20 protein-coding genes are annotated in these 25,790 nt (G+C 67.0%); 14 read left to right on the top strand and 6 right to left on the bottom strand.

The annotated features are described in order from the left end of the window. The first annotated feature begins 41 nt into the window (after positions 1 to 41). The 4 genes from A37E_RS0101500 (at position 42) to A37E_RS0101485 (ending at position 5,089) form a co-directional block, all read left to right on the top strand. Complete coding sequence (locus tag A37E_RS0101500; RefSeq protein WP_245279243.1) at positions 42 to 1,301, top strand: ABC transporter substrate-binding protein; 1,260 nt, start codon at positions 42 to 44, stop codon at positions 1,299 to 1,301. Between the two features lie 84 nt (positions 1,302 to 1,385). Continuing rightward, positions 1,386 to 2,906 (top strand): amidohydrolase family protein, encoded by a 1,521-nt coding sequence (locus tag A37E_RS0101495; protein ID WP_029555005.1) that lies wholly within the window; start codon positions 1,386 to 1,388, stop codon positions 2,904 to 2,906. Next, a complete protein-coding gene (locus tag A37E_RS0101490; protein WP_029555004.1) occupies positions 2,899 to 3,828 on the top strand; it encodes a GTP-binding protein in 930 nt (309 codons plus the stop codon). Before A37E_RS0101495 ends, A37E_RS0101490 begins: the two co-directional genes overlap by 8 nt. 46 nt (positions 3,829 to 3,874) lie before the next feature. Further along, a complete protein-coding gene (locus A37E_RS0101485) occupies positions 3,875 to 5,089 on the top strand; it encodes an FAD-dependent oxidoreductase (RefSeq protein WP_029555003.1) in 1,215 nt (404 codons plus the stop codon). Positions 5,090 to 5,104: 15 nt separating this feature from the next. Here A37E_RS0101485 and A37E_RS0101480 read toward each other — a convergent pair whose 3' ends face one another. Continuing rightward, on the bottom strand, positions 5,105 to 5,791 hold the full coding sequence (locus A37E_RS0101480; RefSeq protein ID WP_029555002.1) for a DJ-1/PfpI family protein: 687 nt from the start codon (positions 5,789 to 5,791) through the stop codon (positions 5,105 to 5,107). A 94-nt stretch (positions 5,792 to 5,885) separates the two neighbouring features. On the opposite strand from A37E_RS0101480, the gene A37E_RS0101475 reads away from it, so the two are divergent. Then, a complete protein-coding gene (locus A37E_RS0101475; protein WP_029555001.1) occupies positions 5,886 to 6,824 on the top strand; it encodes a GlxA family transcriptional regulator in 939 nt (312 codons plus the stop codon). A gap of 306 nt (positions 6,825 to 7,130) precedes the next feature. Here A37E_RS0101475 and A37E_RS0101470 read toward each other — a convergent pair whose 3' ends face one another. Further along, positions 7,131 to 9,239 carry a HEAT repeat domain-containing protein gene (locus tag A37E_RS0101470; RefSeq protein ID WP_038193741.1) on the bottom strand — a complete coding sequence of 703 codons (2,109 nt, stop codon included), beginning with the start codon at positions 9,237 to 9,239 and terminating at the stop codon, positions 7,131 to 7,133. Between the two features lie 753 nt (positions 9,240 to 9,992). On the opposite strand from A37E_RS0101470, the gene A37E_RS0101465 reads away from it, so the two are divergent. From A37E_RS0101465 to A37E_RS0101455, 3 genes are all read left to right on the top strand, one after another. Continuing rightward, positions 9,993 to 12,416, top strand: coding sequence for an arylsulfatase (locus A37E_RS0101465; RefSeq protein ID WP_156026206.1), 2,424 nt, complete (start codon positions 9,993 to 9,995; stop codon positions 12,414 to 12,416). A gap of 66 nt (positions 12,417 to 12,482) precedes the next feature. Continuing rightward, complete coding sequence (locus A37E_RS0101460; RefSeq protein WP_029554998.1) at positions 12,483 to 13,097, top strand: hypothetical protein; 615 nt, start codon at positions 12,483 to 12,485, stop codon at positions 13,095 to 13,097. Between the two features lie 406 nt (positions 13,098 to 13,503). Continuing rightward, positions 13,504 to 14,637 (top strand): helix-turn-helix domain-containing protein, encoded by a 1,134-nt coding sequence (locus A37E_RS0101455; protein ID WP_081837388.1) that lies wholly within the window; start codon positions 13,504 to 13,506, stop codon positions 14,635 to 14,637. On the opposite strand, the gene A37E_RS0101450 is transcribed toward A37E_RS0101455, so the two are convergent. Further along, on the bottom strand, positions 14,627 to 15,868 hold the full coding sequence (locus A37E_RS0101450) for an ABC transporter substrate-binding protein (RefSeq protein WP_024278076.1): 1,242 nt from the start codon (positions 15,866 to 15,868) through the stop codon (positions 14,627 to 14,629). The two genes, A37E_RS0101455 and A37E_RS0101450, sit on opposite strands and share 11 nt — an antisense overlap. Positions 15,869 to 16,217: 349 nt before the next feature. Between A37E_RS0101450 and A37E_RS0101445 the strand changes: the two genes are divergently transcribed. Genes A37E_RS0101445 through A37E_RS0101425 form a run of 5 tightly spaced genes read left to right on the top strand, consistent with a single transcriptional unit; the run spans position 16,218 to position 20,629 of the window. Then, the gene (locus A37E_RS0101445; RefSeq protein WP_029554996.1) at positions 16,218 to 16,685 is read left to right on the top strand and encodes a thioesterase family protein; all 468 of its coding nucleotides are present in this window, start codon (positions 16,218 to 16,220) and stop codon (positions 16,683 to 16,685) included. After that, positions 16,686 to 17,459: an enoyl-CoA hydratase-related protein gene (locus tag A37E_RS0101440; protein ID WP_029554995.1), complete on the top strand. Its 774-nt coding sequence runs from the start codon at positions 16,686 to 16,688 to the stop codon at positions 17,457 to 17,459. It begins immediately after the preceding gene. A gap of 25 nt (positions 17,460 to 17,484) precedes the next feature. Then, positions 17,485 to 18,246: an N-acyl homoserine lactonase family protein gene (locus tag A37E_RS0101435; protein WP_029554994.1), complete on the top strand. Its 762-nt coding sequence runs from the start codon at positions 17,485 to 17,487 to the stop codon at positions 18,244 to 18,246. Positions 18,247 to 18,293: 47 nt separating this feature from the next. Continuing rightward, the gene (locus tag A37E_RS0101430; RefSeq protein WP_029554993.1) at positions 18,294 to 19,046 is read left to right on the top strand and encodes an SDR family oxidoreductase; all 753 of its coding nucleotides are present in this window, start codon (positions 18,294 to 18,296) and stop codon (positions 19,044 to 19,046) included. Between the two features lie 44 nt (positions 19,047 to 19,090). Continuing rightward, positions 19,091 to 20,629 carry a class I adenylate-forming enzyme family protein gene (locus A37E_RS0101425; protein ID WP_029554992.1) on the top strand — a complete coding sequence of 513 codons (1,539 nt, stop codon included), beginning with the start codon at positions 19,091 to 19,093 and terminating at the stop codon, positions 20,627 to 20,629. A 100-nt stretch (positions 20,630 to 20,729) separates the two neighbouring features. Here A37E_RS0101425 and A37E_RS0101420 read toward each other — a convergent pair whose 3' ends face one another. From A37E_RS0101420 to A37E_RS0101410, 3 genes are read right to left on the bottom strand one after another with little or no spacing between them, the layout of a single operon-like run. Further along, complete coding sequence (locus A37E_RS0101420) at positions 20,730 to 23,114, bottom strand: xanthine dehydrogenase family protein molybdopterin-binding subunit (protein WP_029554991.1); 2,385 nt, start codon at positions 23,112 to 23,114, stop codon at positions 20,730 to 20,732. Beyond that, positions 23,111 to 23,593, bottom strand: coding sequence for a (2Fe-2S)-binding protein (locus A37E_RS0101415; RefSeq protein ID WP_029554990.1), 483 nt, complete (start codon positions 23,591 to 23,593; stop codon positions 23,111 to 23,113). The genes A37E_RS0101420 and A37E_RS0101415 overlap by 4 nt, the downstream gene beginning before the upstream one ends. Then, the gene (locus A37E_RS0101410) at positions 23,593 to 24,477 is read right to left on the bottom strand and encodes a xanthine dehydrogenase family protein subunit M (RefSeq protein WP_029554989.1); all 885 of its coding nucleotides are present in this window, start codon (positions 24,475 to 24,477) and stop codon (positions 23,593 to 23,595) included. Before A37E_RS0101410 ends, A37E_RS0101415 begins: the two co-directional genes overlap by 1 nt. 127 nt (positions 24,478 to 24,604) lie before the next feature. Between A37E_RS0101410 and A37E_RS0101405 the strand changes: the two genes are divergently transcribed. Then, a complete protein-coding gene (locus A37E_RS0101405) occupies positions 24,605 to 25,735 on the top strand; it encodes a zinc-dependent alcohol dehydrogenase family protein (protein WP_029554988.1) in 1,131 nt (376 codons plus the stop codon). Positions 25,736 to 25,790: the final 55 nt, after the last annotated feature.

Genomic DNA, 25,790 nt, shown 5'->3' with positions numbered 1-25,790 from the left:
AATCCAGGAAGCCGATACGGCTCGCAGGGGAACACCGGAAAATGAACCACGATCAAGGCATGCGGAGCCGCAGGGGTCTCCTGCGCGCGTTCTGGATATCAGGTGTCGGCGCCCTCACGGCCCTCGCCCTTGCGGCAACACCGTCGGCCGCGGAAATCTCGGATGGAGTCGTCAAGATTGGCATCATCAATGACCAGTCCGGCCCGCTGTCGGATCTTTCCGGCAAGGGGTCTGTGGTCGCCGCCAAGCTTGCCATAGAAGATTTCAGGACGCGGTCGCCCGACATCAAGGTGGAACTCCTCGTCGCCGATCACCAGAACAAGGCGGACGTGGGCGCCCAGATCGTGCGGCGCTGGTTCTCCGAAGGTGTCGACATGGTGGCCGACATCGGAAATTCGGCAGTTGCCCTCGCCATCCAATCTCTCGGGCGAGAAAAGAACAAGCTGGTCATGTACTCCGCCGTGGGCACGGTGGAGATCACCGGCAAGCAATGCGCGCCGACCGGGCTGGCGTGGCTCCACGACAATTACAACCTGGTCGCCGGCCCCATCCGCAAGCTGGTCGGCCAGGGGCAGGACAAATGGTTCTTCATCGCGGCCGATTACGCCTTCGGACGCAACATGGTGGCTGAGTCCGAACGCATGCTGGGCACCGTGGGCGGCACGTCCGTCGGCTCGGTGTTCCACCCGCTTGGCAATGCGGACTATTCCTCCTTCCTCCTCCAGGCGCAGAGCTCGGGCGCCAAGGTCGTCGCCTTCGCCAACGCAGGTGAGCAGCTCGTTTCTTCCATCAAGCAGTGGAACGAGTTCAACATGAATGCCGGTCCCCAGACCCCGGTCGCGCTACTGATGTTCCTCACCGACATCCACGGCATGGGCCTGGAGATGGCGAAGGGCCTGACGGGTGTCACGGCCTGGTATTGGGACTTGAACGACAACACCCGCGCCTTCGCCAAGCGCTTCTATGCCCTGCACGGCGCCATGCCGACGGCGCCGCAGGCCGCGGTCTATTCCGCCGTGTTCCACTATCTGAAGGCGGTGGCGGCCATCAATTCCGACGACACGGATCGCGTGATCGAGAAGATGCGCGCGACGCCGGTCGACGATTTCTACGCCCCGGGCGCCAGGCTCAGGGCCGACAACAAGCTGATCCACGATTTCTACCTGGTGCAGGTGAAGGAGCCGAAGGAACTGGAAAAGCCCTGGGCCTACTACAAGGTCCTGGAGACGATCACCGCCGATGTCGCCTATCGCCCCTTAAGCGAGAGCGACTGCCCGCTGGTTGCCGGCAAGCCGAAATAGACCGAGCGCGCCACTCCTGCCCCCGGCGCCTGCAAAAGTGGCGGGGGTGGGCGGGCATTTGAAGACGGGCGGAGGCGGAACGTCGTGCCGAGCGAAGCTTTCGATTGCATCATTTCCGGAGGACGGTTGATCGATCCCGAGACCGGCCGCGACGAGGTCGCCGATGTCGGGGTGAGGGACGGCGGCATCGTGCGGATCGGACGCATTCCGGAAGCGGACGGGACGCGCCGGATCGATGCGACCGGACGCGTCGTGTGCCCCGGCTTCATCGATCTCCACGCCCACGGCCAGTGCGTCGCCGCGGACTGGATGCAGGCGTTCGACGGGGTGACGACGACGCTCGAGCTGGAGGTTGGCGTCCTTCCGGTCGGCGCCTGGTACGAGCGGCAGGAGAATGCCGGGCGGGTGCTCAACTACGGGGCTTCCGCCAGCTGGATCTTCGCCCGCAAGCAGGTGATGGCCGGCATCGTGCCCGATCCGGGCCGGCACCCGATGGAAATGATGGGGGAGGGGGCCGACAATCGCGGCGGGTGGTCGAGCGAGGTTGCGGGGGCGCGCGCGGTCGAGGACATCTGCTCCGTCATCGAGGCCGGACTGCGTGAAGGGGGGATCGGCATCGGCATCGCCCACGGCTACGCGCCGGGCGCCGGCATCAAGGAGATGACGCGGGTCTGCGACTTCGCCGCCCGCCATGCGGCGCCAACCTTCACGCACATCGCCCATATGGCCAATGCCGATCCGCTGAGTTCCGAAGACTCCTATGTCCGCATCATCGGCCTCGCCGCCGCCACCGGTGCGCACATGCACATCTGCCACCTCAACTCGACCTCGCTGCACGACATCGCGCGTTGCCGGGCGCTGATCCAGCACGCACAGGCGCGCGGTCTGCCGGTCACGGTGGAGGCTTACCCCTACGGGACAGGCTCGACGGTGATTTCGGCGAGCTTCTTCGCGGCCACGGATTTTCCGGAGCGGACCGGGTCGGGATATGACAGCATCGAGCTGATCCACAATCGTCAGCACCTGAGGGACAGGGCCGACCTCCTTTCGGCGCGGGACGCGGACCCCGCCGCGCTGGTGGCGTGGCATTTCCTCGATATAGAGAGCGAACCGGCGTTCCAGAACCTTCTCGACTTGTCGGTGCTCTACCCCGGCGGCATCATCGCCTCGGATGCAATGCCATGGGTGGAGCCCGACGGCGCCATCTATCGTGGCGAGGAATGGCCGCTGCCCCGGCGCCTGTCGTCCCATCCGCGCTCAGCCGGAACCTTCACCAAGTTCATCGGCGAGTATTGCCGCGACCGCGGCAAGATCGGTCTCGTGGAGGCGCTGGCCAAGTGCACGGTGCTGCCGGCCCGCCTCATCGAAAGTTGCTCGCCCGAAATGAAGCGGAAAGGGCGCCTCCAGGAAGGCTGCGACGCGGATATCCTTGTGCTCGATCCCGCAACCATCGCCGCCCGGGCCAGCTTTTCCGACATGACGGCGCCGGCCGCAGGGGTCGAGGCGCTGCTGGTGGGTGGGCGACCGGTCATTCTGGACGGCCGGCTTGACGCGCGCGCCCGGCCGGGGCGTGCGCTGCGTGGCCGAGGGCCGGCGCATGCATGAGGACCGTGCCGCGCGTCCTGTTCCCGTTGTCGTGGTCACGGGCGCGCTCGGAGCCGGAAAGACGAGCCTGATCAATGCCATGCTGGACGGTGACGTGAAGTTGTCCCTGGCTGTCATCGTCAATGATTTCGGCGCCATCGCCATCGACGAGGCGATCCTCTCCGCCACCGGCCTTCCGGTCTTTGCATTGAAGAACGGATGCATCTGCTGCTCGTTGCAGGGCGATCTGCTGCGCACCCTTGCAGGGGTGCTGTCGGCCGGCCGGCCAATCGATGCCGTCGTGATCGAGGCAAGCGGCGTGTCCGACCCGCGCGGGATCATCGAGGCGCTGCATGATCCCGTCTTGCAGAAGGCCGTGCGGCTCGACGTCGTGGTGACGGTGGTGGATGCCGAGGCGCATGATGTTGCCGACGACCTCTGGCAGGCCCAGGTCCGGGCTGCCGACATCATTGTCCTCGCCAAGGTCGGCGAGACGGCCGCCGCCGATCATGCAAGCTTGCGGGTGAGGCTGGAGGGCATGGGCAAGTCGCTGGTCTTCGTCGCGGACGAGGGCGGCGGCATTCCGCTGGAGCTTCTCTTCGCCCAGCCCTTTCCGCGCGAGCCGGCCGCTCCCGCCGAGGCCCCTGTGATCCGCGACGATCGCTTCGTCCAGGTCGAATGGATGTCGCTGCGTGCCGTGGTCCTCGCGCGGTTCAGGGCCGTCATCGAGAACCTTACGCCGCGTCTCGTGCGGGCCAAGGGCCTGATCCGAGTCGCCGAGCGGCCGGGCCAGACCTTCCTGTTCCAGCTCGTCGGCCGCCGCGCCAGCCTGCTGCCCTCGGATCTGCCCGTGGAGGGCGCGCGGCTGGTGCTCATCGGACGCACGGGCATCTTCGACGCAGCGGCGGCAACGGCCGAGCTCGAAGCGATGGCTCAGGAATAACAGTACAGTCTGCGGCCCTCACGCGGGCGGCTCTCGGGGAAGCAGCATGGCTGAAATCGTAGTTCTGGGTGCCGGCATGGTCGGCGTGGCCACGGCGCTGGCTCTGCAGGAGCGGGGACACGACTGTGTCGTCATCGATCGCGCGCCACCCGGCTCGGAAACGAGCTACGGCAATGCGGGCATCATCCAGGCGGAAGCTGTCGAGCCGTACGCGCTGCCGACAAGCCCGCTGGCGCTTCTCGCGATGGCTGGAGGCGCCAGGAACGCCGTCAACCTGCACTGGCCGTCTTTGCCCGGGCAGGCGCCCGCACTGTTCGGCTATTGGCGATCGTCCCTGCCCGGTCCGCTGGGCAGGGTGATTCCGCTCTGGCGCCAACTGGTATCGGAGGCCGTGCCCCGTCACGCCGCCCTCATCGAGGCGGCGGGCGCCGACGAGCTGATCCGCCGGGACGGCTATTGGGAGGTCCATGATACGGAGCAGGGCCTTGCAGCCGCCGTGCGGGAGGCGGAGCGCAAGGGGCGCGAGCATGGTGTTACCTTCTCCGTCGCCGACAGGGCGGGGCTTGCCGCAGCCGAGCCTGCCTTGCGGCGGGCGCCGGCAGGGGCCGTTCACTGGACAGCGCCCTGGACCTGCCTTGCACCGGGAGGGCTGGTCGATGCCTACGCGCGGCTGTTTGAGGATCGCGGCGGTCGGATCGTCGCCGGCGATGCACGGACCCTCCAGCGCTCCGGCGCCGGCTGGCAGGTCGCGGGGATGGACGCGAAAATCGTCGTCGTGGCACTCGGGCCCTGGTCGCCGGAGCTGCTCCGGCCCCTCGGCTATCGCGTGCCGATGGTGCGCAAGCGCGGCTACCATCGCCACTATGGCGGCACCCACGGCCTCACCCGGCCCATGTTGCTTGCCGACCACTCCGTGGTGCTGTCGCCCATGCGAGACGGCCTGCGCATTGCGACCGCCGCAGAGCTGTCCGCCGCTGCGCCCAGCACCAGCCCGCGCCAACTCGCGCGGGGCGAGGTCGCAGCCCGGTCCCTCGTGGATCTGGGATCGCCCGTGGAAGCAACGCCCTGGTCTGGCACGCGTCCCTGTCTGCCGGGCCTGCTGCCGCTCGCCTGCCGCGCGACGCGCCACCCCGGCCTGTGGTTCCATTTCGGCCACGGCCACCAGGGATTCACCCTTGGGCCGGTGACGGCCGCGCGTCTGGCACGGGCCATCGACGGCGATGCGGCCGCGGTCGACGGTCTCGACCGCGGGGTAAAATAGCCGCCGATGGCCGGATCACCGCCCGCGGGCCGCTGCCGCTCTGGCAAGGTCGAGCCGGCGCGCCTTCGCCACCTTCATCCTCTCCTGAAGCAGCGCCAGAACGTCGGCCGGGGCCGTCTCCGGCGATCCGGCATTGAACGGGGGCGCGGGGTTGTATTCCAGCCGCAGCTGGATGGCTTCGGCGGTCCTGCGATCCACCAGCTCGGAAATCACGGTCAGGCCGAGATCGATGCCGGCGGTGATGCCGCCGCCCGTGATGCGGTTTCCGTCGATGCACACCCGCTCGCGGCGCGCGGTCACGCCGAAGATGGGCAGGACATCGATGGCGCTCCAGTGGGTGGCGGCCTTGCGGCCCTCCAGCAGCCCGGCCGCGGCAAGCACCAGCGAGCCCGTGCAGACCGAGGTGACGAACTTGGCGCCGGCGGCCTGCGCGCGCAGGAAATTCAGCACCTCGTCGTCGCCCATCAGGTCGTCGGTGCCGTAGCCGCCCGGAACACAGATGACGTCGAACTGGGGGCAATCGGCGAAGGCGGTGGTGGGCAGGATGGACAGCACCGTGTCGCTCTGCACCGCCTCGATACGCTTCCAGACCAGATGGACCTCAGCGCCGGGCAGGCTGGAGAACACCTGCAGGGGCCCGGTCATGTCGAGCTGCGTGATGCGGGGAAAGACGAGCAAGCCGAATTTCAGGGATGAAGACATTCTACGACCTTCGGGGTCCGATCTTGACCCGCCGAGCATGGCATGGTGCGATCATATGTAGAATGTCACGGTTCCCTCGTTTTCAGCCATGGCGATGATCGGCATCCTGATCTTCCCGGATTTCCAGCTTCTGGACGCATCGGGCCCGGCATCGGTGTTCGAGATCGCGCGCCGCCTGGTTCCCACCGCGCCGAACGTGCAGATGATCGCCGCACAGCCCGGGCCGGTCCGCAGCTCCTGTGGCGTGGAGGTGGTGGCCTCCAGCCTCAAGTCGGCCAAGTCCATCACGACGCTCGTCGTCGCCGGCGGGCTGGGGGTCGAGGCCGCCATCGACTGCCGGACGACCCTCGCCTTCGTCCGCCGCCATGCCACGCGTGGCGGACGGGTGGCGAGCGTGTGCTCCGGCGCCTACGTCCTGGCGGCGGCGGGACTGCTGGACGGCCGCAAGGCCACGACCCACTGGTGCCGCACCCAGGATTTCGTCTCCCGCTATCCGAAGGTGCGGCTCGATCCCGATCGCATCTTCCTGCGCGACGGCAACGTCTGGACCTCTGCCGGCATCACCGCCGGGATCGACCTCGCGCTGGCCATCGCCGCGGAGGAGCACGGGGATGCGGTTGCAAAGGACATCGCCTGCCAGCTGGTGCTCTACCATCGCCGCAGCGGCGGGCAGTCGCAATTCTCCTCGCTGCTGGAACTGAAGACACCGAACGGACGGTTCGGCACCCTGCTCACCTGGGTGCGGGAGCATCTGGACAAGCCGCTCACCGTCGACATGCTGGCCGACCGGGCGGGGCTGAGCCCCCGCCATTTCGCGCGCATTTTCACCGCCGAGACCGGGACGACGCCCTCCAAGGCCATAGAGCGCTTGCGCCTGGAAGTCGCGCGAGAGCACGTGCAGTCATCTTCGGACCCCATCGAACGGGTCGCAGAAGTGACCGGCTTTCGCGATCCGGAGCGCATGCGCCGCGCCTTCGTCCGCGCCTTCGGCCAAGCCCCGCAGTCACTGCGGCGAGCGGCTCGGACCATCTAGGACCGCGCTTGAACTCTTACCCTGGCTCTAGGTTCAAGAACCTGCGTCCCGACCGTCACAGTTGTGCTGGATGCGCCGGTGGAGGAGCAGCCGCTTTCCCAATCCGGGGTCATCCAGGGCACCGCTGCGGCATCCATCCCCGCAGGTGGCTCCACCGCCGACAAGGCGCTGGAGGTGATCGACCAAGCGCAGGGGGGTATTGACCGGATCACTCAGGCGACGAATTCCGACCCCCGTCCCGGCAGCGAAGGCGGTAACGGTTATGGCGCATGCGGTATCGTTCGAAGACTTCGTCGCGCAGGCCTGTCAGCGCGCTCGGAGCCGCGCAGCAATGCGTGCGACTTCGGGATTGTCCGGCTGAAGGCCCGCCAGGTGTTCCGCAAGCGCGCGGGCGCGGCTGACGTCTCCGGCGCCCAGCGCCGCATTGAGGACAAGTCCGATCAGCGCCGGATCGTTCGGGCTCTGCTCCAGCCCCTGCCGGGCCACGTCCTGTGCTTCGGTTTGGCGGCCAAGCGATTGCAGGGCGATCGCCTCCACATAGGCGTAGCGCGCTTCGGCGGGCGCCAGCGCGCGGGCGGTGGCGAGCGCCACCAGCGCGTCGTCATAACGCTTCTGCCGCACGAGGGTGAGCCCGAGCGCATGGTGGAGGGCGGCGTCATTGCGCATGGCGAGCCCCTCGCGCAGCACCGTTTCGGCGTCCGCCTCGCGCTTCTGCCGCTGATAGAGGTCCGCCATGTTGACGCGCAGGGGCGCGAAGGTCGGATCGAGCTTGAGACCGGCGCGGTACTCCATCTCCGCCCCGGCTCCATCGCCCCGGCGCAGAAGGAAGGTGCCGAGATTGGCCCGCGCATCCGCCCGGTCCGCATTCAGCCTCTGGGCTGCCTCGTATTCGCTGAACGCAGCGAGGAGGCGGCTGCGCTCAGGCTCGCCCACCTCATCCAGCGGGACATCGGCGAGCTGGTCCGCCGCCTCCAGCCGCACCGCGGCGGACGGGTCTGACAGAAGCGGCGATGCCCTCCGCCAGCGCTCCGCGCGCGGCAGGCCGGCCGCCGTCCGCAGCCCCGCCACACGAACCATGGGATCGGGATCGGCGAGGGCTGCCCGAACCGCGTCGTCGCTTATGCGCGCCGGGAACTGCGCCAGCGCCCCGACGGCGGTGGCCCGAACGAGGCCCGGCACGTCCCGATTTCCAGCCAGCGCGACAAGGGCCGCACGGGCCTCTGCTGCCCCAAGGCGCGCGGCATGAAGCGCCGGCCCCCAGCTCTGGAAGCCCTTGCGCTCCGGCCCATGCCAGCGCTCGACCGCCTCGGCGGCCCAGATCGCAGGCTTTTGAGTGTGGCAATCGGTGCAGGCATTGGGCGTGTCGAGCGCAACGGAGAGATCCGGGCGCGGAATGCGGAAGGAATGGTCGTGGCGCGCGTCGACCACCATGTAGGTGCGCTTCGGCATATGGCAGCCGATGCAATCCGGCGCGCCGGGTCCCGGGACGTGGCCAGTGTGGCTCTGGACCGCGAAGCGCTCCGGCAGGTGACACTGGCTGCACACCGCCGCGCCGGGCGCCTTCAGGGCCGCGGTGTGCGGATCGTGGCAATCGGTGCAGGCGACGCCGCGCTTGTACATCAGACTCTGCTTGAAGGCGTGATCGTTGAACACCTCGTCCTGATTCTGCCCGTCGGGCTCGAACAGACCCTGCTCCAGCAGCACGGGCATGTGGGTCTGCGTCAGCGGCTGGCCGGGTTGCCAGCTCTCGGATGAGACGCCGCGGCGGGCGTGGCAGCGCGCGCAGGTCTCGACAACGTCCCCAGCCGACCGGTCCACACCATGGGCCGGGCTTCCGGTCTTCGGATCGGGAGTCCAGTCCACGACGGGCCGGGGTGCGGCCGCACTGGCAAATCCCGCATGAGACGTCGCGCGATCGCGCGGCCCCTTCGCCCAGGCGAGGTGTCCTGCCCCGGCGCCGTGGCAGCTCTCGCAGCCGACGCTGATCTCGGAGAGGCGCGTGTCGAAGCGGTCGGCCGCCGCATCGTAGGCCTTGCGTAGCGCCGTGGAATGGCATTCCGCGCACATGTGGTTCCAGTTCTGCTGCGGCCCGGTCCAGAACAGAGGGTCGCCGGGCATGGGCGGATCATCCCCATAAAGATGGAACCAGCGCTGGCCGCCCTCGGACGCGGGACGCGTATCATAGGCGAAGGGCAGCGCCTGCACCCGCCCGTCCGGCATGGCGACTAGATATTGCTGGAGCGGGTAGAGCCCGAACGTATAGGCGATGGGGTAGACCGTCCGCTTCCCGTCCGAGCCGGCGATCTCCACGCGATAGCCCGTCCCCTCCCGGAAGAAGCGAGCGCTCGCCGGACCTCGACCGACCTCCGCCCCGTCGAAGCGACCCTTGACGGTTGCTTCCGTTGGAAGGCTCATGGCGCCGGAATGCTGCGAGGCCAGCCAGGCCTTGGCCTCCGCCGCATGACAGCCCGCGCATGCCGCCGAGCCGACATATCCCTCCGGCGCCTGCGGCGTTAACGCCCCGATACCGCCGGATGAAAGTTCGGCAGGTGCGGCCAAGGCCCCCGCTTGGCGGCCTCGGTCGCTCCGCGCCGCCGCGATGAACGAGATCATCAAGGCTGTGAGGACACCAGCCAACAAGACTGACAGGATGCTCCTGAGCCGCATCCTCTTCTACCTTCCACGGTACAGGTCCAGCAACGAAGACTATGTCCCGGAGCGTTCCCGCCGCCCCGCCGGGGTCGACCTCATCTCTACCGCACTCATCGCTCCCGCGCATCAGCCAAGGTCGCGTACCGACAGGGGACCATAGCTGATTTCGCCTTTAGAGATCATTGGATGGCCGTGATCGGGCGCGAGGGCGGCCGGCGCGACCTTCCCCTCGCTCGGCCAGCGCACTCCCATCGCACTGCATGGCCTTGGCACGCAAATTTTGAATGAATTGACTGACGTCAAGGCTATAATCGAACCTCCGATATCCTGATATACATGTAATTATGTTCAGAGGTTTCAGAGTAGCGACGCCAGACTGAGCGTGTAGCGGTGGTAAATTCGAGACGCGGGATAAAAGCGGGTCGGCTGACGTGAGCGGATATCTGGTCCGGCGCCGGCCAATGCCATGCATGAAAAGAAGAACGCGATCACAATCGCCAACCAGGGAGGTCCGCCATGAAGCCAGCCACTCTCCTTTCGATGGCCTGCATCGGCCTCGGCGTGGCCATCGCCGGCCCCGCCGCGGCCCAGCAGACCCAGCCTGTGGGGCCTTACAAGGACTTCAAGGGCAAGATCGAGCTTGATGTGCGCGACTCGGTGGCGGATTGGGGTCCATTCACGCCCAGGAAGGCGCCGGAAGGTGCGCCCAACATCCTGTTCGTGCTCTATGACGACACCGGCCTGGCTGCATGGTCGCCCTATGGCGGGCGGATCAATATGCCGACTTTGGACAAGCTGGCTGCGGAAGGGCTGACCTATACGCAATGGCATACGGCGGCGCTGTGCTCGCCCACGCGTTCGACACTGCTGACCGGCCGCAACCACACGCTCAACGGCATGGCCGCGATCACCGAGGGGGCCAACGGATTTCCCGGGGCGAGCGGGCGTATTCCCCCGCAGGCTGCGACCATCGCCGAAATCCTCAAGGACAATGGCTACAGCACCTTTTGGCTGGGCAAGAACCACAATGTGCCGGAGCAGGACGTGGCTTCGGGTGGAAATCGCAGCACCTGGCCCCTGGGCATGGGCTTCGACCGCTTCTACGGCTTCATCGGCGGCGAGACCAATCAATGGTATCCAGATCTCGTCGAAGACAATCGCTTCATCGAGCCGCCTTCTGCACCGCAGGACGGCTACCATTTCTCGAAGGATCTGGCCGATCAGGCCATCCGCATGATCCGCGACCAGAAGGCCACCAACCCTTCGAAGCCGTGGTTCATGTGGTACAACCCCGGCGCCAATCACGCTCCGCATCAGGCGCCGCAAGACTTTATCGACAAGTACAAGGGCAAGTTCGACGACGGCTACGAGGCCTATCGCGGTTGGGTGCTGGCGCGCATGATCGAGCGAGGCGTCCTGCCCAAGGACACGCAGCTGACGCCGCTCAACCCGCTGCCGGCGGACGCTGCCTATGCCCCGGACATGGTGCGGCCCTGGGACAGCCTCTCGCCCGACGAGAAGAAGCTGTTCTCGCGCCTCGCCGAGGTCTATGCCGCCTTCTCGGAATACACCGATGTCCAGATCGGTCGCATCATCGACTATCTGGAAAAGTCCGGACAGCTTGAAAACACCATCGTCATCTACGCGGCGGACAATGGCGCCTCCGGCGAGGGCTCGCCGAACGGCTCGGTCAACGAGAACAAGTTCTTCAACGGCTATCCCGACGATATCGCCGAGAACATGAAGCTGATCGACAAGCTCGGCGGCCCCGACACCTACGAGCATTTCCCCACCGGCTGGGCTGCGGCGTTCTCGACCCCGTTCCAGATGTTCAAGCGCTATTCGCAATATTCGGGCGGCACGGCGGACCCCCTGGTCATTTCCTGGCCGAAGGGCATCAAGGCGCGCGGCGAGATCCGCAATCAGTACCACCACTCGGTGGACATCGTACCGACCTTGCTTGATATCATCGGCATCGAGATGCCCAAGGTCTATCGGGGCGTGGAGCAGTTCCCCCTGTCCGGCGTCTCCATGCGGTATACGTTCGACGCCGCGCCCGACGCCCCCACGCAGAAGAAGCGGCAGTTCTATGCGATGCTGGGCACGCGCGGCATCTGGGAAAATGGCTGGCTGGCGTCCGCCGTGCACGCGCCCTTCACGGGCAAGGGCAAGTTCGATCAGGACCGCTGGCAGCTTTACAACGTCGAGGCGGACCGCTCGGAATCAAAGGATCTGGCCGACGCGCACCCCGAAAAGCTCGCGGCGCTCATCAAGGCCTGGAACGAGGAGGCGCGCACCAATCTGGCACTGCCGCTTGATGACCGCACCGCGCCGCAGATGCTCGGCGTCGAGCGACCCAGTGCCGAGCCAGTGCGCGACCGCTACATCTATTATCCCGGCACGGCGCCGGTGCCGGAGGGCGTTGCGGTCAACGTGCGCAACCGGTCCTACAAGATTCTCGCCAATGTGGAGATCGACACCCCCGATGCGTCCGGCGTGATCTTCGCCCACGGCTCGCGTTTCGGCGGGCATGCCTTGTTCATCAAGGATCACAAGCTCTACTACGTCTACAACTTCCTCGGCATCAAGCCGGAGCAGACCTTCATTTCCAATGTCGATCTGAAGCCCGGTAAATACACGCTGGGGATGGAATTCACCCGCACAGGCGCCGGTCCGCACAGTGAATCGCTCGGCACGACCAAACTTTACATCAACGACAAGGTCGTGGCCGAAGGACCCATGCGGACCCAGCCGGCCAAGTTCACGCTCTCCGGCGACGGCCTCTGTATCGGCTATGACAGCGGCGACGCGGTGAGCCAGGACTATACGTCGCCCGGCACGTTCAGGGGTGGCACCATTCAGGGCATTGCCGTGACCGTGGAGAAGGCCGCCTACACCGATCTTGCCCAGGAGGCCCAGCGTGCGCTTGCCCGCGACTGAGGCCATCGGCACATCGCAAGCGGCCAGTGGCCATCTGGGTGCGACCGCTGGGCGGCGGCGCGGGGCGTGCGCGCGGTCATGATCCCGACCGCAATCCTGATCGTCGCGCTCGTCATCGTCGCGCTGAGCGCGCTGATCGTGGTGGACATCCGAACCGGCGGTGACAACCCGCAACTGGGTCTGCTGCGTCAGTGGCAGACGCTGATCGGCACCATGCTTGGCTTCGTGACAGGTGCGGGCATCCTGGCCATCTCCACCGCCATTTCCGCGGAAACCGAACAGGCGCGCAAGGCCGAGGAACTGCGGCGTGTCGGCGAGGCCCTGCTGGTGGAGGCCAGCGCGCTCAACGAGGTCCTGAAGCGGGCCGAGGGGCTGCAGGCCAGGATCGACAGTGCCAATGGTTCCTGCCCCTCGCAGGTGCTGGACATCAACGCCTCCATGGCGCGCGACACGCCCATGTTCGATGCGGCCGTTCCGCATTTCGTCGCCGTAGGCGCACCCAACCTGTCGCTCTTCGTCGGCTTCTACGCCACCTATGGCGAGCTGCGGCGCAATCTGGCCTCGTATGTGAGTCACGGCTGCCCGCCGGTCAGCCCTGGGACTGCGGTATCGGTATTCGAGAAGCTGGCGTCGGCACGAAAGGCGTTTGACGTGATCGAGGCGCATTACCGCAAGGGGTAGGTTTCGTTGCAATCGTGACGACCACGCGGACAGACAGCCACCGTTCCGAGCAGCGTGAACAGAGCCGGCAGCACCACGATCGCCTCACCGAAAAACCGAGCAGCTTCGTCGATCGCCCATCAGGCCCGTGAGCCGGCGTTTTGCGTGAACAAGCTGGTCCTTAGAGGGAGCCGCGCTTCAGTCCACGCCGGAAACCCTCCGGCGCAAGGCCGATTGCCTTACTAATCAGGGTGATCGCTTTATACTTTCTGTTTAGATAGTTCAGATTGTCGTTTTTGATGAGTTTCGGGATTCGCTGGAATTTTCAGTGCGCAACCCGCGCTGCGCGACGGCGCGATTCGCGCGACGAGACGAGTGGTTGGTACTATAAGTAGACGATAATCCGATGCATGGAGTCTGCGTCCAGATGCCGAACGAAAAGCGTGCGGGCCCTGCATCGAATGCGAAGGCCGCATCGCGGAACCGTGCCGTGCTTCAGCTGTTTGAGCGCAACTGCTCGGTGGGACGCACGATCTCGATCATGTCGGATGCGTGGAGCTTCCTGGTTATCCGCGAGGCGTTCTTCGGCGCGCGCCGCTTCGAGGAGTTCCGCACCGCGCTCGGGCTGCCCCGCGGCACCCTGGCGGAACGGCTCAAGCGCCTCACGGTGCGGGGAATTTTTCGGCAGGTCAGCTATTCGGCCAGTTCCAGCCGGGCGGAGTATCACCTCACCCGCTGCGGGATGGAGCTTTATCCGAGCTTCGTCGCGCTCATCCGGTTCGGTGACCGCTGGCTTTCGGGTCCGGAGGGGCCGCCGCTCAAGCTCATCCACGCCACTTGCGGGCAGGAATGCGAACCCTATGTGGCGTGTTCCCACTGTCTCGGTGAGGTGAAGGCGAACCGCGTGCGCTACCGCGACGGGCCGGGCGCCGGCCGCACCCCCGTGGAACCTGCGAAACGGGCGCGGCGTACCGCGGAATCCGCGAGCTTCTCGCGTGGGCGCCCGAGCTCGGTGTCGCGCTCCCTGGAGATCATCGGCGACCGCTGGAGCTTTCTCATCCTGCGCGAGGCGTTCTTCGGTGTCCGGCGGTTCGACCGGATGCAGACCGAGCTGCGGATCGCGCCCAACATCCTCACCGAGCGGCTCGGCCGGCTCGTGGCGCGCGGGGTCTTCGATCGGGTCAAGTATCAGGATCTGCCCGAACGCTACGAATATCGGCTGACCGAGATGGGCAAGGACCTGTACGGCGCATTCATCACCATGGGCGCCTGGGGCGACCGCTGGCTGTCCTCCGGCGATCCGCCTCTGATCCTGACGCATCTCGACTGCGGCCACGATTTTTCCGCCGTGGTGGTCTGCGACAAGTGCCGCAAGCCGATCGAGGCGCCGGACATGCGCTACCGCCTCAATTACGACCCCGCGCGGTATGGCGCCCCGCAGGCCGGCGACCGTATGGTTGCTGTTCTGGTGCCGGGCGAGGATGCTCCGGCGGAGGATGTGGCCCGGCCGGAGAAGCAGGCGGCCCCGCGCCGGGGCCGCCCGGCGCGCGCTACTTCTTGACCAGCGGGCACTGGCTCTGGGACAGCGGGCGGAACGCCTGCTCGCCCGGGATGACCTGCACCAGCTTGTAATAGTCCCACGGGCCCTTCGATTCCGACGGGCTCTTCACCTGGTAGACGTACATGTCGTGGATGAACCGGCCGTCCGCGCGGATGTAGCCGTTCTTGGCGAAGAAGTCGTTGACCTTCATCTCGCGCATCTTGGCCATGACGGCCTGCGCTTCGTCGGTCCCCGCCGCCTCGACGGCCTTCAGATAGTGCATGGTGGAGGAATAGTCGCCCGCGTCGCCCATGTGCGGCTTGCGGCCCATGCGCGCCTCGAAGCGCTTGGAGAAGGCGCGGGTCTCGTCGTCCCGATCCCAGTAGAAGGCATTGGTGAGCACGAGGCCCTGGGCATTTTCGAGACCCATGGAATGGATGTCGGTGATCCACACCAGAAGCCCGGCGAGGGACTGCTTGCCGGACTGCGTCAGCCCGAAATCATGCGCCGCCTTCACTGCGTTTATGAAGACGGTGCCAGAGCCGGCAACCGCGATCACGTCCGCTCCCGATCCCTGCGCCTGAAGCATGAAGGAGCCGTGATCGAGCGTATTGATGGGGTAGCGCACAGAGCCCACCACGTTGCCGCCGCCGGCCTTCACCACCGACGCGGTGTCGGCCTCCAGGGCGTGGCCGAAGGCGTAGTCCGCGGTCAGGAAGAACCAGTTCTTCTTGCCCTGCTTGATGAGCGCATTGCCGGTGCCGACGGCCAGCGCGTAGGTGTCGTAGGCATAATGGATCGAGTTCGGCGTGCACATGTCGCCGGTGAGGCGCGAGGAGCCCGAGCCGTTGATGATGGCGATGCCGTTCTTCTCCTTCGCCACCCCGGCGACGCCGATGGCCACGGCCGAATTGATGAGGTTGGCGATCATGTCGACCTTGTCGACGTCGAACCATTCCTTCGCCTTGGCGATGGCGACTTCGGTCTTGTTCTGGTGGTCGGCGACGATGACCTCGATGGGCTTGCCGAGGACCTTCCCGCCGAAGTCCTCGACGGCCATCTTCACCGCCGTGACGGATCCCTCGCCGGCTTCGTGGGAGAACTGCCCCGACATGTCGGTGAGAACACCGATCTTCACCACGTCGTTGGAAATCTTGCCGGCGGCTGGCGGAGCCGCGGGGCTCTGGGCATAGGCCGGCAGCGACATGGCAAGCGCGGCGCAAATCGTCGCCACGTGTGCGATCCTGGACATCCGTCTTCCTCCTGCATGATCCGGCGCGCCTTTCCGGCTTAGCGTCCGGCTGGTCTGTCCCTGCGCCGACCGATGTCTTTCATAAATGGACGTTTGAATTGCCGCGTCTCGGTCGCCCTATCCTGCAATGCAGTATGGATTGGTGCTTGCTGCAGGAAATGCTGTCGAAGGCCGGGCAGTTGGTCCCGTGTCGGTCGGTGCGGCATTGACAACAGCACTTTCAGTCTATTAATGCAAGTTACGAATTGATCAGCGGAACCGATCATCGCGGTCGCCATCGGGCGGCCTGGAGCGGCGGGCAAAAACCGCAGGTGCCTGCCCGCGGGCAGTCCTTGGAGGGAGGCGTCAGGTGAGCGCGCGCACAACGCCGGACCGGCGGCAGGACTACCGACACTTCCGGGAAATCGCGACACGGTGGATGGACAATGACGTCTACCAGCACGTGAACAACGTGGTTTACTACTCGTTCTTCGATACGGCTGTCGGCCATTACCTGATCGAGACGGGCGCGCTGGATGTCCAGGCAAGTCCTGTCATCGGGCTCGTGGTGGAGACGCGCTGCCAGTATTTCTCGTCCCTGTCGTTTCCCTCGACGGTGCATGCGGGCCTGCGCGTCGGGCGTCTCGGCACCACCAGCGTGCGATACGAGATCGGCATCTTCCGCGATGCGGACCAAGTCGCGGCCGCGCAGGGGCATTTCATCCACGTCTATGTGGACCGCGCCACCAACCGGCCTGTTCCACTCCCGGACAAGCTGCGCCAAGTTCTTGCGCCCCTCGTCGTCGACGAGGCGGGCACCGGGGCCAAGGAGGGCTGAATGGCGGATATCGAAGTCGCCGTCGAGGACCACATCGCGACTGTCACGCTCAATCGTCCGGCGCAGCGCAATGCCATGACGCTTGCCATGTGGCGGGATGTGGCGCGGATATTTTCCGAGCTTGGCGCTGACCGTGACGTGCGGGCGATCCTGCTCGCAGGGGCTGGCGCGGATTTCAGCGTCGGCGCCGACATCTCCGAATTTCCGGTGGTGCGCCATACGCTTGAGCAGAGCGTGGACTACGAGGTCGCGGTGGATGCGTCGTCCGACGCCATCGCCGGGGCGGGCAAGCCGACCATCGCCGTGGTCTCCGGCTATTGCCTCGGCGGGGGCTGTCACCTCTCCATGTCCTGCGATTTCCGCATCGCCGCGCCGACCGCCATTTTCGGCATTCCGGCGGCGAAGCTGTCCATCGTCTACGGCGTGCGCAGCACCCAGCGCCTGCTGTCCCTCGTCGGGCTCACGCAGGCGAAGCGCATTCTCTACACTGCCGATCGCATCCCCGCCGGGGAGGCCCTGCGCATCGGCTTCGCGGACGAGATGGCCGACGACCCGATGGCTGCGGCCCGGAGCCTTGCTGGACGCATCGCGGCCAATGCACCGCTATCGGTGAGCGGGGCGAAGTTCATCCTCGATGGCCTCGCCATGGGGCCGGGCGCGCTCGATCTCGATGCCGCGCAGGCGCGCATCGACGGCGCATCCCGCAGCTTCGACTATCAGGAGGGGCGCAACGCCTTCGCCGAGAAGCGCCCGCCGCGCTTCGAGGGGCGGTGAGCGGTCCCGCACGGGAGGAACAGCCATGAAGATGCATGTGCTTTCGGGCGGCCGCCTCCGGATGAAGCGGCACATCTACCAGCCCGACGCCGACCGCAGCGAGAGCATCGAACTGCCCGTTGCCTCCATCCTGCTGCGCCACGCCCAGGGCAACGTCCTGTTCGACACGGGCTGCCACCCGTCCGTTGTGGACGACGCCGAGGCGCGATGGGGCGGCGTGGCGCGGGCCATGACGCCGATCATGGGGCGCGAGGACAATGTGGTCTCCCAGCTCTCCTGCGTGGGGCTTGGGGCGGATGACATCGACGTGGTGGTGTGCTCGCACTTCCATCCCGACCATTGCGGCTGCAACGGCTTTTTCCGCAAGGCGACGGTTGTCGTGCATGCGGCGGAACTCGCTGCGGCGAAGGCGGAGAATGCAGCTTCCGCGGGCTATCTCCCGGTGGAGTGGGATCAGGGCAATCCGCTTGAGCTGATCGACGGGGAGAAGGATCTGTTCGGTGATGGACGCATCACCCTCATCCCGTTTCCCGGCCACACGCCGGGCCTCACCGGCGCGCTCGTCGCGCTCGACCGCGACGGCCCCTTCCTGCTCGCCTCGGACGCGGTGAGCGTGCGCACCAGCCTCCACCCCGGCGTGGTGCCGAAGAACACCTGGAACGTCGATCTGCACAACCGCTCCATCGCGGAAATCCGCAGGATCGAGGCGGGCGGCGCCACCGTCCTGTGCGGCCATGACGACGCCCAGTGGCAGACCCTGCGGAAAGGGGCCGACGCCTACGAGTGAGGCGCGGGCCCGTTTCCATCCATCATCTCACGCAAGGCGGATTTTCCATGGATCTCAATCTGAAGGGCAAGGTTGCGCTGGTCACCGGCGGCGCGCGCGATGTGGGGCGCGAGATCTCGCTCGCCCTCGCCGCGGAGGGGGCGACGGTCGCGCTGAACTATCGCAATTCGGCGGAAGAGGCGCAGGCGGTCGTGGACGAAATTCGCGCGCGCGGCGGCGAGGCCAAGGCCTACAAGGCGGACGTGGCTGATTTTGCCGCCGTCAAGGCGATGGTCGAGGCCATCGTCACCGATTTCGGCGGCCTGAACATCGTGGTCAACAATGCCGGCCTCGCCATCCGGCAGAAATTCACCGACTCCACCGAGAAGGAGTGGAAGGCGCAGATCGACACCTGCCTCTATGGCGCCATCCATCTCGCCCACGCGGCCGTCCCGCATCTGGAGAAGGCGGGCGACGGGCGTCTCATCGCCATCGTCGGCGACTCCTCGCGCGTGGGCGAATCCGGCCTCGCCATCGTTGCTGCGGCGCGGGCGGGCACCATCGCCCTCATGAAGTCGCTGGCCCGGGAGCTGGGCCGCAGCGGCGTCACGGCCAACACCGTGTCCCTCGGCCTCGTCGAGACCGCCCATGACCGCTCGTGGGTGGAAGCCAACCGCGACAAGCTCACCAAATTCTATCCGCTGCGCCGTCTCGGCCAGCCGGAGGACATCGCACCCACAGTTGCCCTGCTGGCCTCGCCCAAGGGCTCGTGGATCACCGGGCAGGTGATCTCCATCTCCGGCGGCTTCTGCATGGTGTGAAGACAGCCGCGCACAAGAACGCGGTGATCAATGGGGAGGAACAGATGCTCAAGGCCGATCTGATCGCTCCGGTACCGGAGCTGTTGCGGCGGCATGCGACGGAACGCGGCGCGAAAGTCGCGTTCCGCGATGCGCGACGCGCCGTCACCTATGCCGAGCTGGAGCGGCGCACGGCGAACCTCGCCGGGCATCTCGCCGGGCTCGGCGTCGGGGCCGGGGACCGGGTGGCGATCCTGCTGCCGAACTGCGTCTCCTGGGTGGAGGCCTGCCTTGCCATCGTCCGGGCCGGGGGCGTCGCGGTGCCCATCAGCGCGGATGCGGCGCCGGGCGAAGTCTCCTACCGCCTGTCCGATGCCGCATGCCGGATCGTCATCACCACAGCCGCCCGCGCGGAGATGGTGGAGGGATTGCGCGCCGAGGCGCCCAGCGTCGCCGGCCTGCTATTGGTGGACGCCCCCGCCGGCGACCTGCGCAGTTTCGAGGCGCTGGCGGAGCTGCCGCCCGCCACGCCTGCCCGCGATCCCGCAGATATCGATGCGGCGTCCTTCATCATCTACACGTCCGGGACCACTGGACGTGCCAAGGGTGTGCTGCTCACCTGCCGCAGCATGCTGTGGGTGACGGCGGCGTGCTGGAGCCCCGTGGTCGGCCTCGGCAGCGCGGACAATGTGCTCTCGCCGCTGCCCCTGTTCCACTCCTACGCCCTCAACTTCTCGGTGCTATCCATCCTCGCCACCGGTGCGAGCGAATACATCCTGGAGAAATATTCGACGCGCGAGGCCATGCGCCTGCTCGGGACCGGCGAATTCACCGTCTTCCCCGGCGTGCCCACCATGTTCCATTATCTGATGGAGGCGGCGCAGGCGGAGGGACGAAAGATTCTGCCGGGCCTGCGTGTATGCGTCTCCGCGGGGGCGATCATGCCGGCGACGCTGAACACCGCCTTCGAGACTCAATTCGGCGTGCCGCTACTGGATGGCTACGGCATCACCGAGACCTCCACGATGGTCACGATGAACGCCGCCGCGTCCTCGCGCGTCATGGGGTCGTGCGGCCTGCCCCTGCCGGGCGTGGCGCTGCGCATCGTCGATCCGGCGAGCCTGCGCGACCTTGATGCGGGACAGGAGGGTGAGCTGATCGTGCGCGGGCCGAATGTCATGCTCGGCTATCACAACAAGCCGGAGGAAACGGCCAAGGCCCTGCGCAACGGCTGGTACCACACCGGCGACCTCGCCCGCGCCGACCGCAATGGCTTCGTCACCATCACCGGCCGGCTGAGGGAGCTGATCATCCGCGGCGGGCAGAACATCGCGCCAGCAGAGATCGAGGAGGTGGTGCTGCTGTTCTCCACCGTGCTCGATTGCGCGGTCGCGGGTGTGCCCCATCCCCAGCTCGGCGAGGTGCCCGCGCTGTATGTGGTGCCGCGCGATGGCAGTTTCGATGCCGACCTGCTGCTCGACCACTGCCGCCATCACCTCTCATCCTACAAGGTGCCCCATGTGGTGCATCAGGTGGACGAAATCCCGCGCACCGGCTCCGGCAAGATCATCCGCTTCCGGTTGAAGGAGATGGTGCAGTCTTAGCCCTGACACGGCTGCATCGACCTTCCCGTGGAGCGACGGGCGCCGGATCCTCGGGGTTCGGCGCCCGATCCGCTTCTGCGGATCGCAGCCGGAGCCTGTTTCAAGGGTGCGCGGAGCCTCGTGCAGCCTGCACCAGCCGGAACAGGCGATCCGGCGTTACCGGCAGGGTGTCCACCTCGATGCCGAGCGGCGCGAGGGCGTCCGACACCGCATTGGCGATGGCCGCCGGCGCGCCAATGGTGCCGCCCTCTCCCATGCCACGGAACCCGCCGATGTTGTTCGGCAGGTCCGCCTCCACATGGAGGATCTCGATCTCAGGCATGGTGCTGGCGATGGGCACGAGATAGTCGGCAAGGCTCGCGGTCATCAATTGCCCGCCGTCGTCATGCACCACTTCCTCCAGCAGGGCGGCGCCGATGCCCTGGGCGACGGCGCCGTGCACCTGCCCGTCGACGATGAGCGGATTGATGATGCGCCCGCAATCCTCCGCCACGGCGAAGCGTGTCACCGTCACCGCAAAGGTCGCGGGATCGATCTCCACCATGGCGAGATGGGTGGAGGCGCAGGCCGTGCCGAGATGGGGGTCGTAGCTCTCGGAGCCGACGAGATCCTCCCGCTGCTCGTGGGGGATGCGCCCCATCTGCGCATAGACCGCGTGGGCGACTTCCCGGAAGGTCATTGTCGCATTGGAGGAGCGGGCGCGGATGACGCCGCCTTCAGCCTCAAGGTCGTCCACCGGAACGTCCATGAGGAAGGCGGCGGCCTTCAGCACCTTTGCCTTCACCACGCGCGCCGTCTTGGTGGCGGCGCCGCCACCGAGCACGGCCGAACGGCTGGCATAGGTGCCCGTGCCCATGGGCACGAGGGCGCTGTCGCCGTGCTGGATCTCGATGTCCTCCATGCGGCAGCCCAGCTCGTCGGCGACCACCTGGGCGAGCGTCGTCTCCAGCCCCTGGCCGTGGGAGGAGATGCCGAACGCGGCCGTCACGGCACCGGTGGCATCGATGCGGATGGTGGCGGTCTCCGTGCCGGTGTTGATGGGCATGCCCGGCGCAACGGCGATGCGCGAGCCGATGCCCGTCAGCTCCGCATAGCTCGCGATCCCGATGCCCACCCATCGCCCCTCGGCCCGGGCCGCGTCGCGCTGGCGCAGGAGGGCAGGGTAGTCCACCAGCTCGCATACGCCCTGCAGGCATTCCTGGAATGCGGAGCGGTCCCAGATGATGCCGGAGCCGGTGCGGTAGGGAAATTCCTCGGCCGTGACGAGATTGCGCCGGCGGATCTCGGCCGGGTCCATGCCGAGCCGGCGCGCCGCCATGTCCATCAGCCGTTCCATGGCGAAGGTGGAGGAGGGCCGACCAACCCCGCGATAGGGGCCTGTCGGCGGCTTGGGCGTGAGCACGCCGCGCACCCGGCCGCGATAATGCTCCATGCGGTAAGGGCCGGGCAGGAAGCTCACCACCTGCACGGGCTCCAGCGCGCCGGTCCACGGGTAGATCGAATAGGCGCCGATATCGCCGATCACGTCCGCCCGGAGGCCGAGCAGGCGCCCATCCGCATCGACCGCCAGCTCCGCCTCGATGGTTTCATCGAAGGCCTGGCTCATGGCGGTGAGGTCTTCCATGCGGTCGGCGACGAACTTCACCGGCCGCTCCAGCTTGCGCGCGAGCACGCAGACCAGCATCTCCTCGTGGTTCAGCGAGCCCTTGCCGCCGAAGCTGCCACCCACGTCGGGCGCCACCACCCGCACCCGATTGCCCGGAAGGTCGAGGCAGACGCCGAGCACGTCGCAGATGATGCCGGGGATATTGGTGGAGGAATGCAGGGTGAGGGCCTGTCGCCGCCGGTCCCACTCGGCGAGGTAGGAGCGGGTTTCCATGGGCATGGGCGTCTTGCGCGTCATGCGGAAGCGCCCCTTCACCACTACTGCCGCCGCGGCGATGGCTGCGTCCACATCGCCGCGGGCGAAGGTGCGGGAGATGATGACGTTGGTGCCGGCCTCGTCATGCAGGAGCGGGGCGTCATCCATAGCTGCGTCGTCTTTTGAGACGGCGACGGGCAGCGGCTCGTAATCGATGGAGATCAGCTCCAGCGCATCCTCGGCGGCGTAGCGGCTTTCGGCGACCACCGCGACCACGGGCTCGCCGACATAGCGCACCTTGCCCTCGGCGAGGGGGCGGAAGGGCGTCGCGTAATAGCCCTTCATGCGGGAGGTGGGGATGGCCGGCTTGAAGTCTCCGGCGATGTCACCGGCGTCGAAGATCGCGACCACGCCGGGCACCGCGAAGGCTTCCCCGACATCGATGGACCGGATGCGCGCATGGGGCTGGTCGCTGCGCAGCACCGCCACATGCAGGAGGCCCTGCGGGGCCATGTCGTCCACATAGCGGCCCGAGCCGGTCAGCAGGCGCGGGTCCTCGGTGCGCTTGATGCGCTGGCCGACCAGCCGGGGGCGCATCTCCACGGAAGCGTCGAAGGCGGTCATGTCAGCGGCCCCCGTTCGCGCGCCAGCTCGCGCACCGCATCCACGATGTGCTGATAGCCCGTGCAGCGGCAGATGTTGCCGGAGAGCGCCTCGCGGATCGCGTCGTCGCTCTCCAGCGGGTGATGGCGCAGCATGTCGGTGATGGTCATCAGGAAGCCGGGCGTGCAGAAGCCGCACTGGAGGCCGTGGTGCTCGCGGAAGGCCTGCTGGACGCGGCCGAGATCGCCCATCCGGCCGAGCCCTTCGACCGTCTCGATGGTCGCGCCGTCCGCCTGAATGGCGAGGGTGAGGCAGGAGCGGGCGCTGCGCCCGTCCAGAAGAATGGTGCAGGCGCCGCACACGCCGTGTTCGCAGCCCACGTGCGTGCCTGTCAGGCCGAGCTCGTGGCGCAGGAAATCGCTCAGCAACAGCCGCGCGTCCACCGCGCGGGTATAGGTGAGCCCGTTGATGGTGAGCGTGATGGTGGCTTGATCCTGCATCACGCCGTCCCGCCGGTGGTTTCGCCCGCCCGTTTCCAGGCGTCGGCGAGTGCGCGCCGTGCGAGGGCGCCCGCGAGGTGGCGGCGATAGTCGGCGGAGGCATTGAGATCGGAGTTCGGCTGGATGGCCGCCTGGAGCAGCGCTGCGGCCTCATCGAAGGCCGCAGGGGTGCCCTCGCGCCCCTCCAGAGCCGCTTCCACGTCTGCGAACCGCAAGGCGGTGTCCGCGATGCCCATCATGGCGATGCGGACGTTCCGCATCCGTCCATCCGCCCGCGCCATGAGCACGGCGACGGCTGCCAGCGCATAGTCGCCGTGGCGGCGCGAAAACTCCTCGAATGCCCAGCCTGTGCCGTCCGCGGGGATGGCCAGATCGACGGCCACGACCATCTCGTCCGGCTCCAATGCGGTGGAGAGGGAGCCGACCAGAAAGTCCCGTGCCGCCATGGTCCGGTCGCCGCGCGGGGAAGCGATATGGACCGTGCCGTCGAGCAGCAGCGTCATCATGGGCATCTCGGCGGCGGGGTCCGCGTGACACACGCTGCCGCAGAAGGTGCCGCGGTTGCGCACCGTGAGATGCGCCACGTGCTTCATGGCGGCGTGGAGCACCGGGATGTGCCGCGCCACCAGCCCGTCCTCCGCCGTCATGCGGTGGCGCACCAGCGCGCCGAGGCGCAACACGCCGGCCTCATGCGTGATGCGGTCGAGGTCCGGGATGCGGTTGATGTCCACGAGGACCGACGGCTTCACGAGGCGAAAATTCATCATGGGCATGAGGCTCTGCCCGCCCGCGAGCACCTTCCCGTCGCCGCCCGCGCCCGCAAGCGCCTCCACCGCGTGGGCGATGCTCTCGGCGCGCACATAGTCGAACCGGGCGGGCTTCATCGGCGCATTTCCGGCATGTCTGGTTCCGTTCCCTAGTGACTTGCATTATTAGACTATGATAGATCATGTCAAGCTGCCCGGAGTTGGCGGCAGGCGCGTTCGACGACCGTCAGGGAGCCTCAAAGCCATGAAGATCAAAGCCGCCGTCCTGCGCAGCATGGGCGCGCCGATGCCCTACGCGCAAAGCCAGCCGCTGTGCATCCAGGAGGTGGAGCTGGACCGGCCAGGCCGCGACGAGGTGCTGGTGAAGATCGCGGCGGCGGGCCTGTGCCACTCGGACCTTTCCGTCATCAACGGCAGCCGCCCCCGGCCCATGCCCATGGCCATCGGTCACGAGGCGGCGGGTGTCGTGGTCGAGGCCGGCGACGGGGTGGACGACCTGAAGCCGGGCGACCACGTGGTCATGGTGTTCATGCCCAGCTGCGGCCATTGCCAGCCCTGCTCGCAGGGCCGCCCCGCCCTGTGCGAGCCGGGCGCGGTGGCCAACGGCAAGGGCGAACTGCTGACCGGCGCGATCCGCCTGCACGAGGGCGAGGAGACCATCCATCATCACCTGGGATGCTCGGCCTTCGCCGACCACGCGGTGGTTTCGCGTCGCTCATTGGTCCGGATAGACAAGGATATCCCCCTCGATGTCGCTGCGCTGTTCGGCTGCGCGGTGCTGACGGGGGTCGGCGCCGTGGTGAACACGGCCCGTGTGCAGGCGGGGGAGACGGTGGCTGTGGTCGGTCTTGGGGGCGTGGGTCTCGCCGCCGTCCTCGGGGCTCTGGCGGCGGGCGCCGCGCGGGTGGTCGCGGTGGACCTGTCGCCGGAAAAGCTGCAACTGGCCAAGGACCTCGGCGCCACCGGCGTCGTGGATGCCCGCGCGCCCGATGCCATCGAGCAGGTGCGCGCGCTCACCGGCGCCGGGGCCGACTTCGTGTTCGAGTTCGCCGGCTCCGCGCGGGCGCTGGAGAATGCTTACAAGATGACCAAGCGTGGCGGCACCACCGTCACCGCCGGTCTGCCGCCGCCGGATGCGGTGCTGCCGGTGAACATCGTGAGCCTCGTGGCGGAAGAGCGCACGGTGAAGGGCAGCTATATCGGCACCTGTGTGCCGGTGCGCGACGTGCCGCGCTACATCGAGCTTTACAAGGCGGGTCGTCTTCCCGTGGACCGCCTCATGAGCGGGCGCATCCCGCTCCAGGACATCAACGCAGGTTTCGATCGGCTGCATGACGGCTCCGTCGTGCGGCTCGTGGTGGACTTCCAGGGCTGAGAGAACGCAATGACCGACAAGCATTCCGCCACCCTGCTCGGCCTCGCGGACTGCC

Origin of the sequence: Xanthobacter sp. 91 (assembly GCF_000702385.1) — a bacterium.
GTDB classification, from domain to species: domain Bacteria; phylum Pseudomonadota; class Alphaproteobacteria; order Rhizobiales; family Xanthobacteraceae; genus Xanthobacter; species Xanthobacter aminoxidans.
Note: the sequence above shows the minus strand (reverse complement) of the source record. Positions and strands in the feature narration are given on the sequence as shown.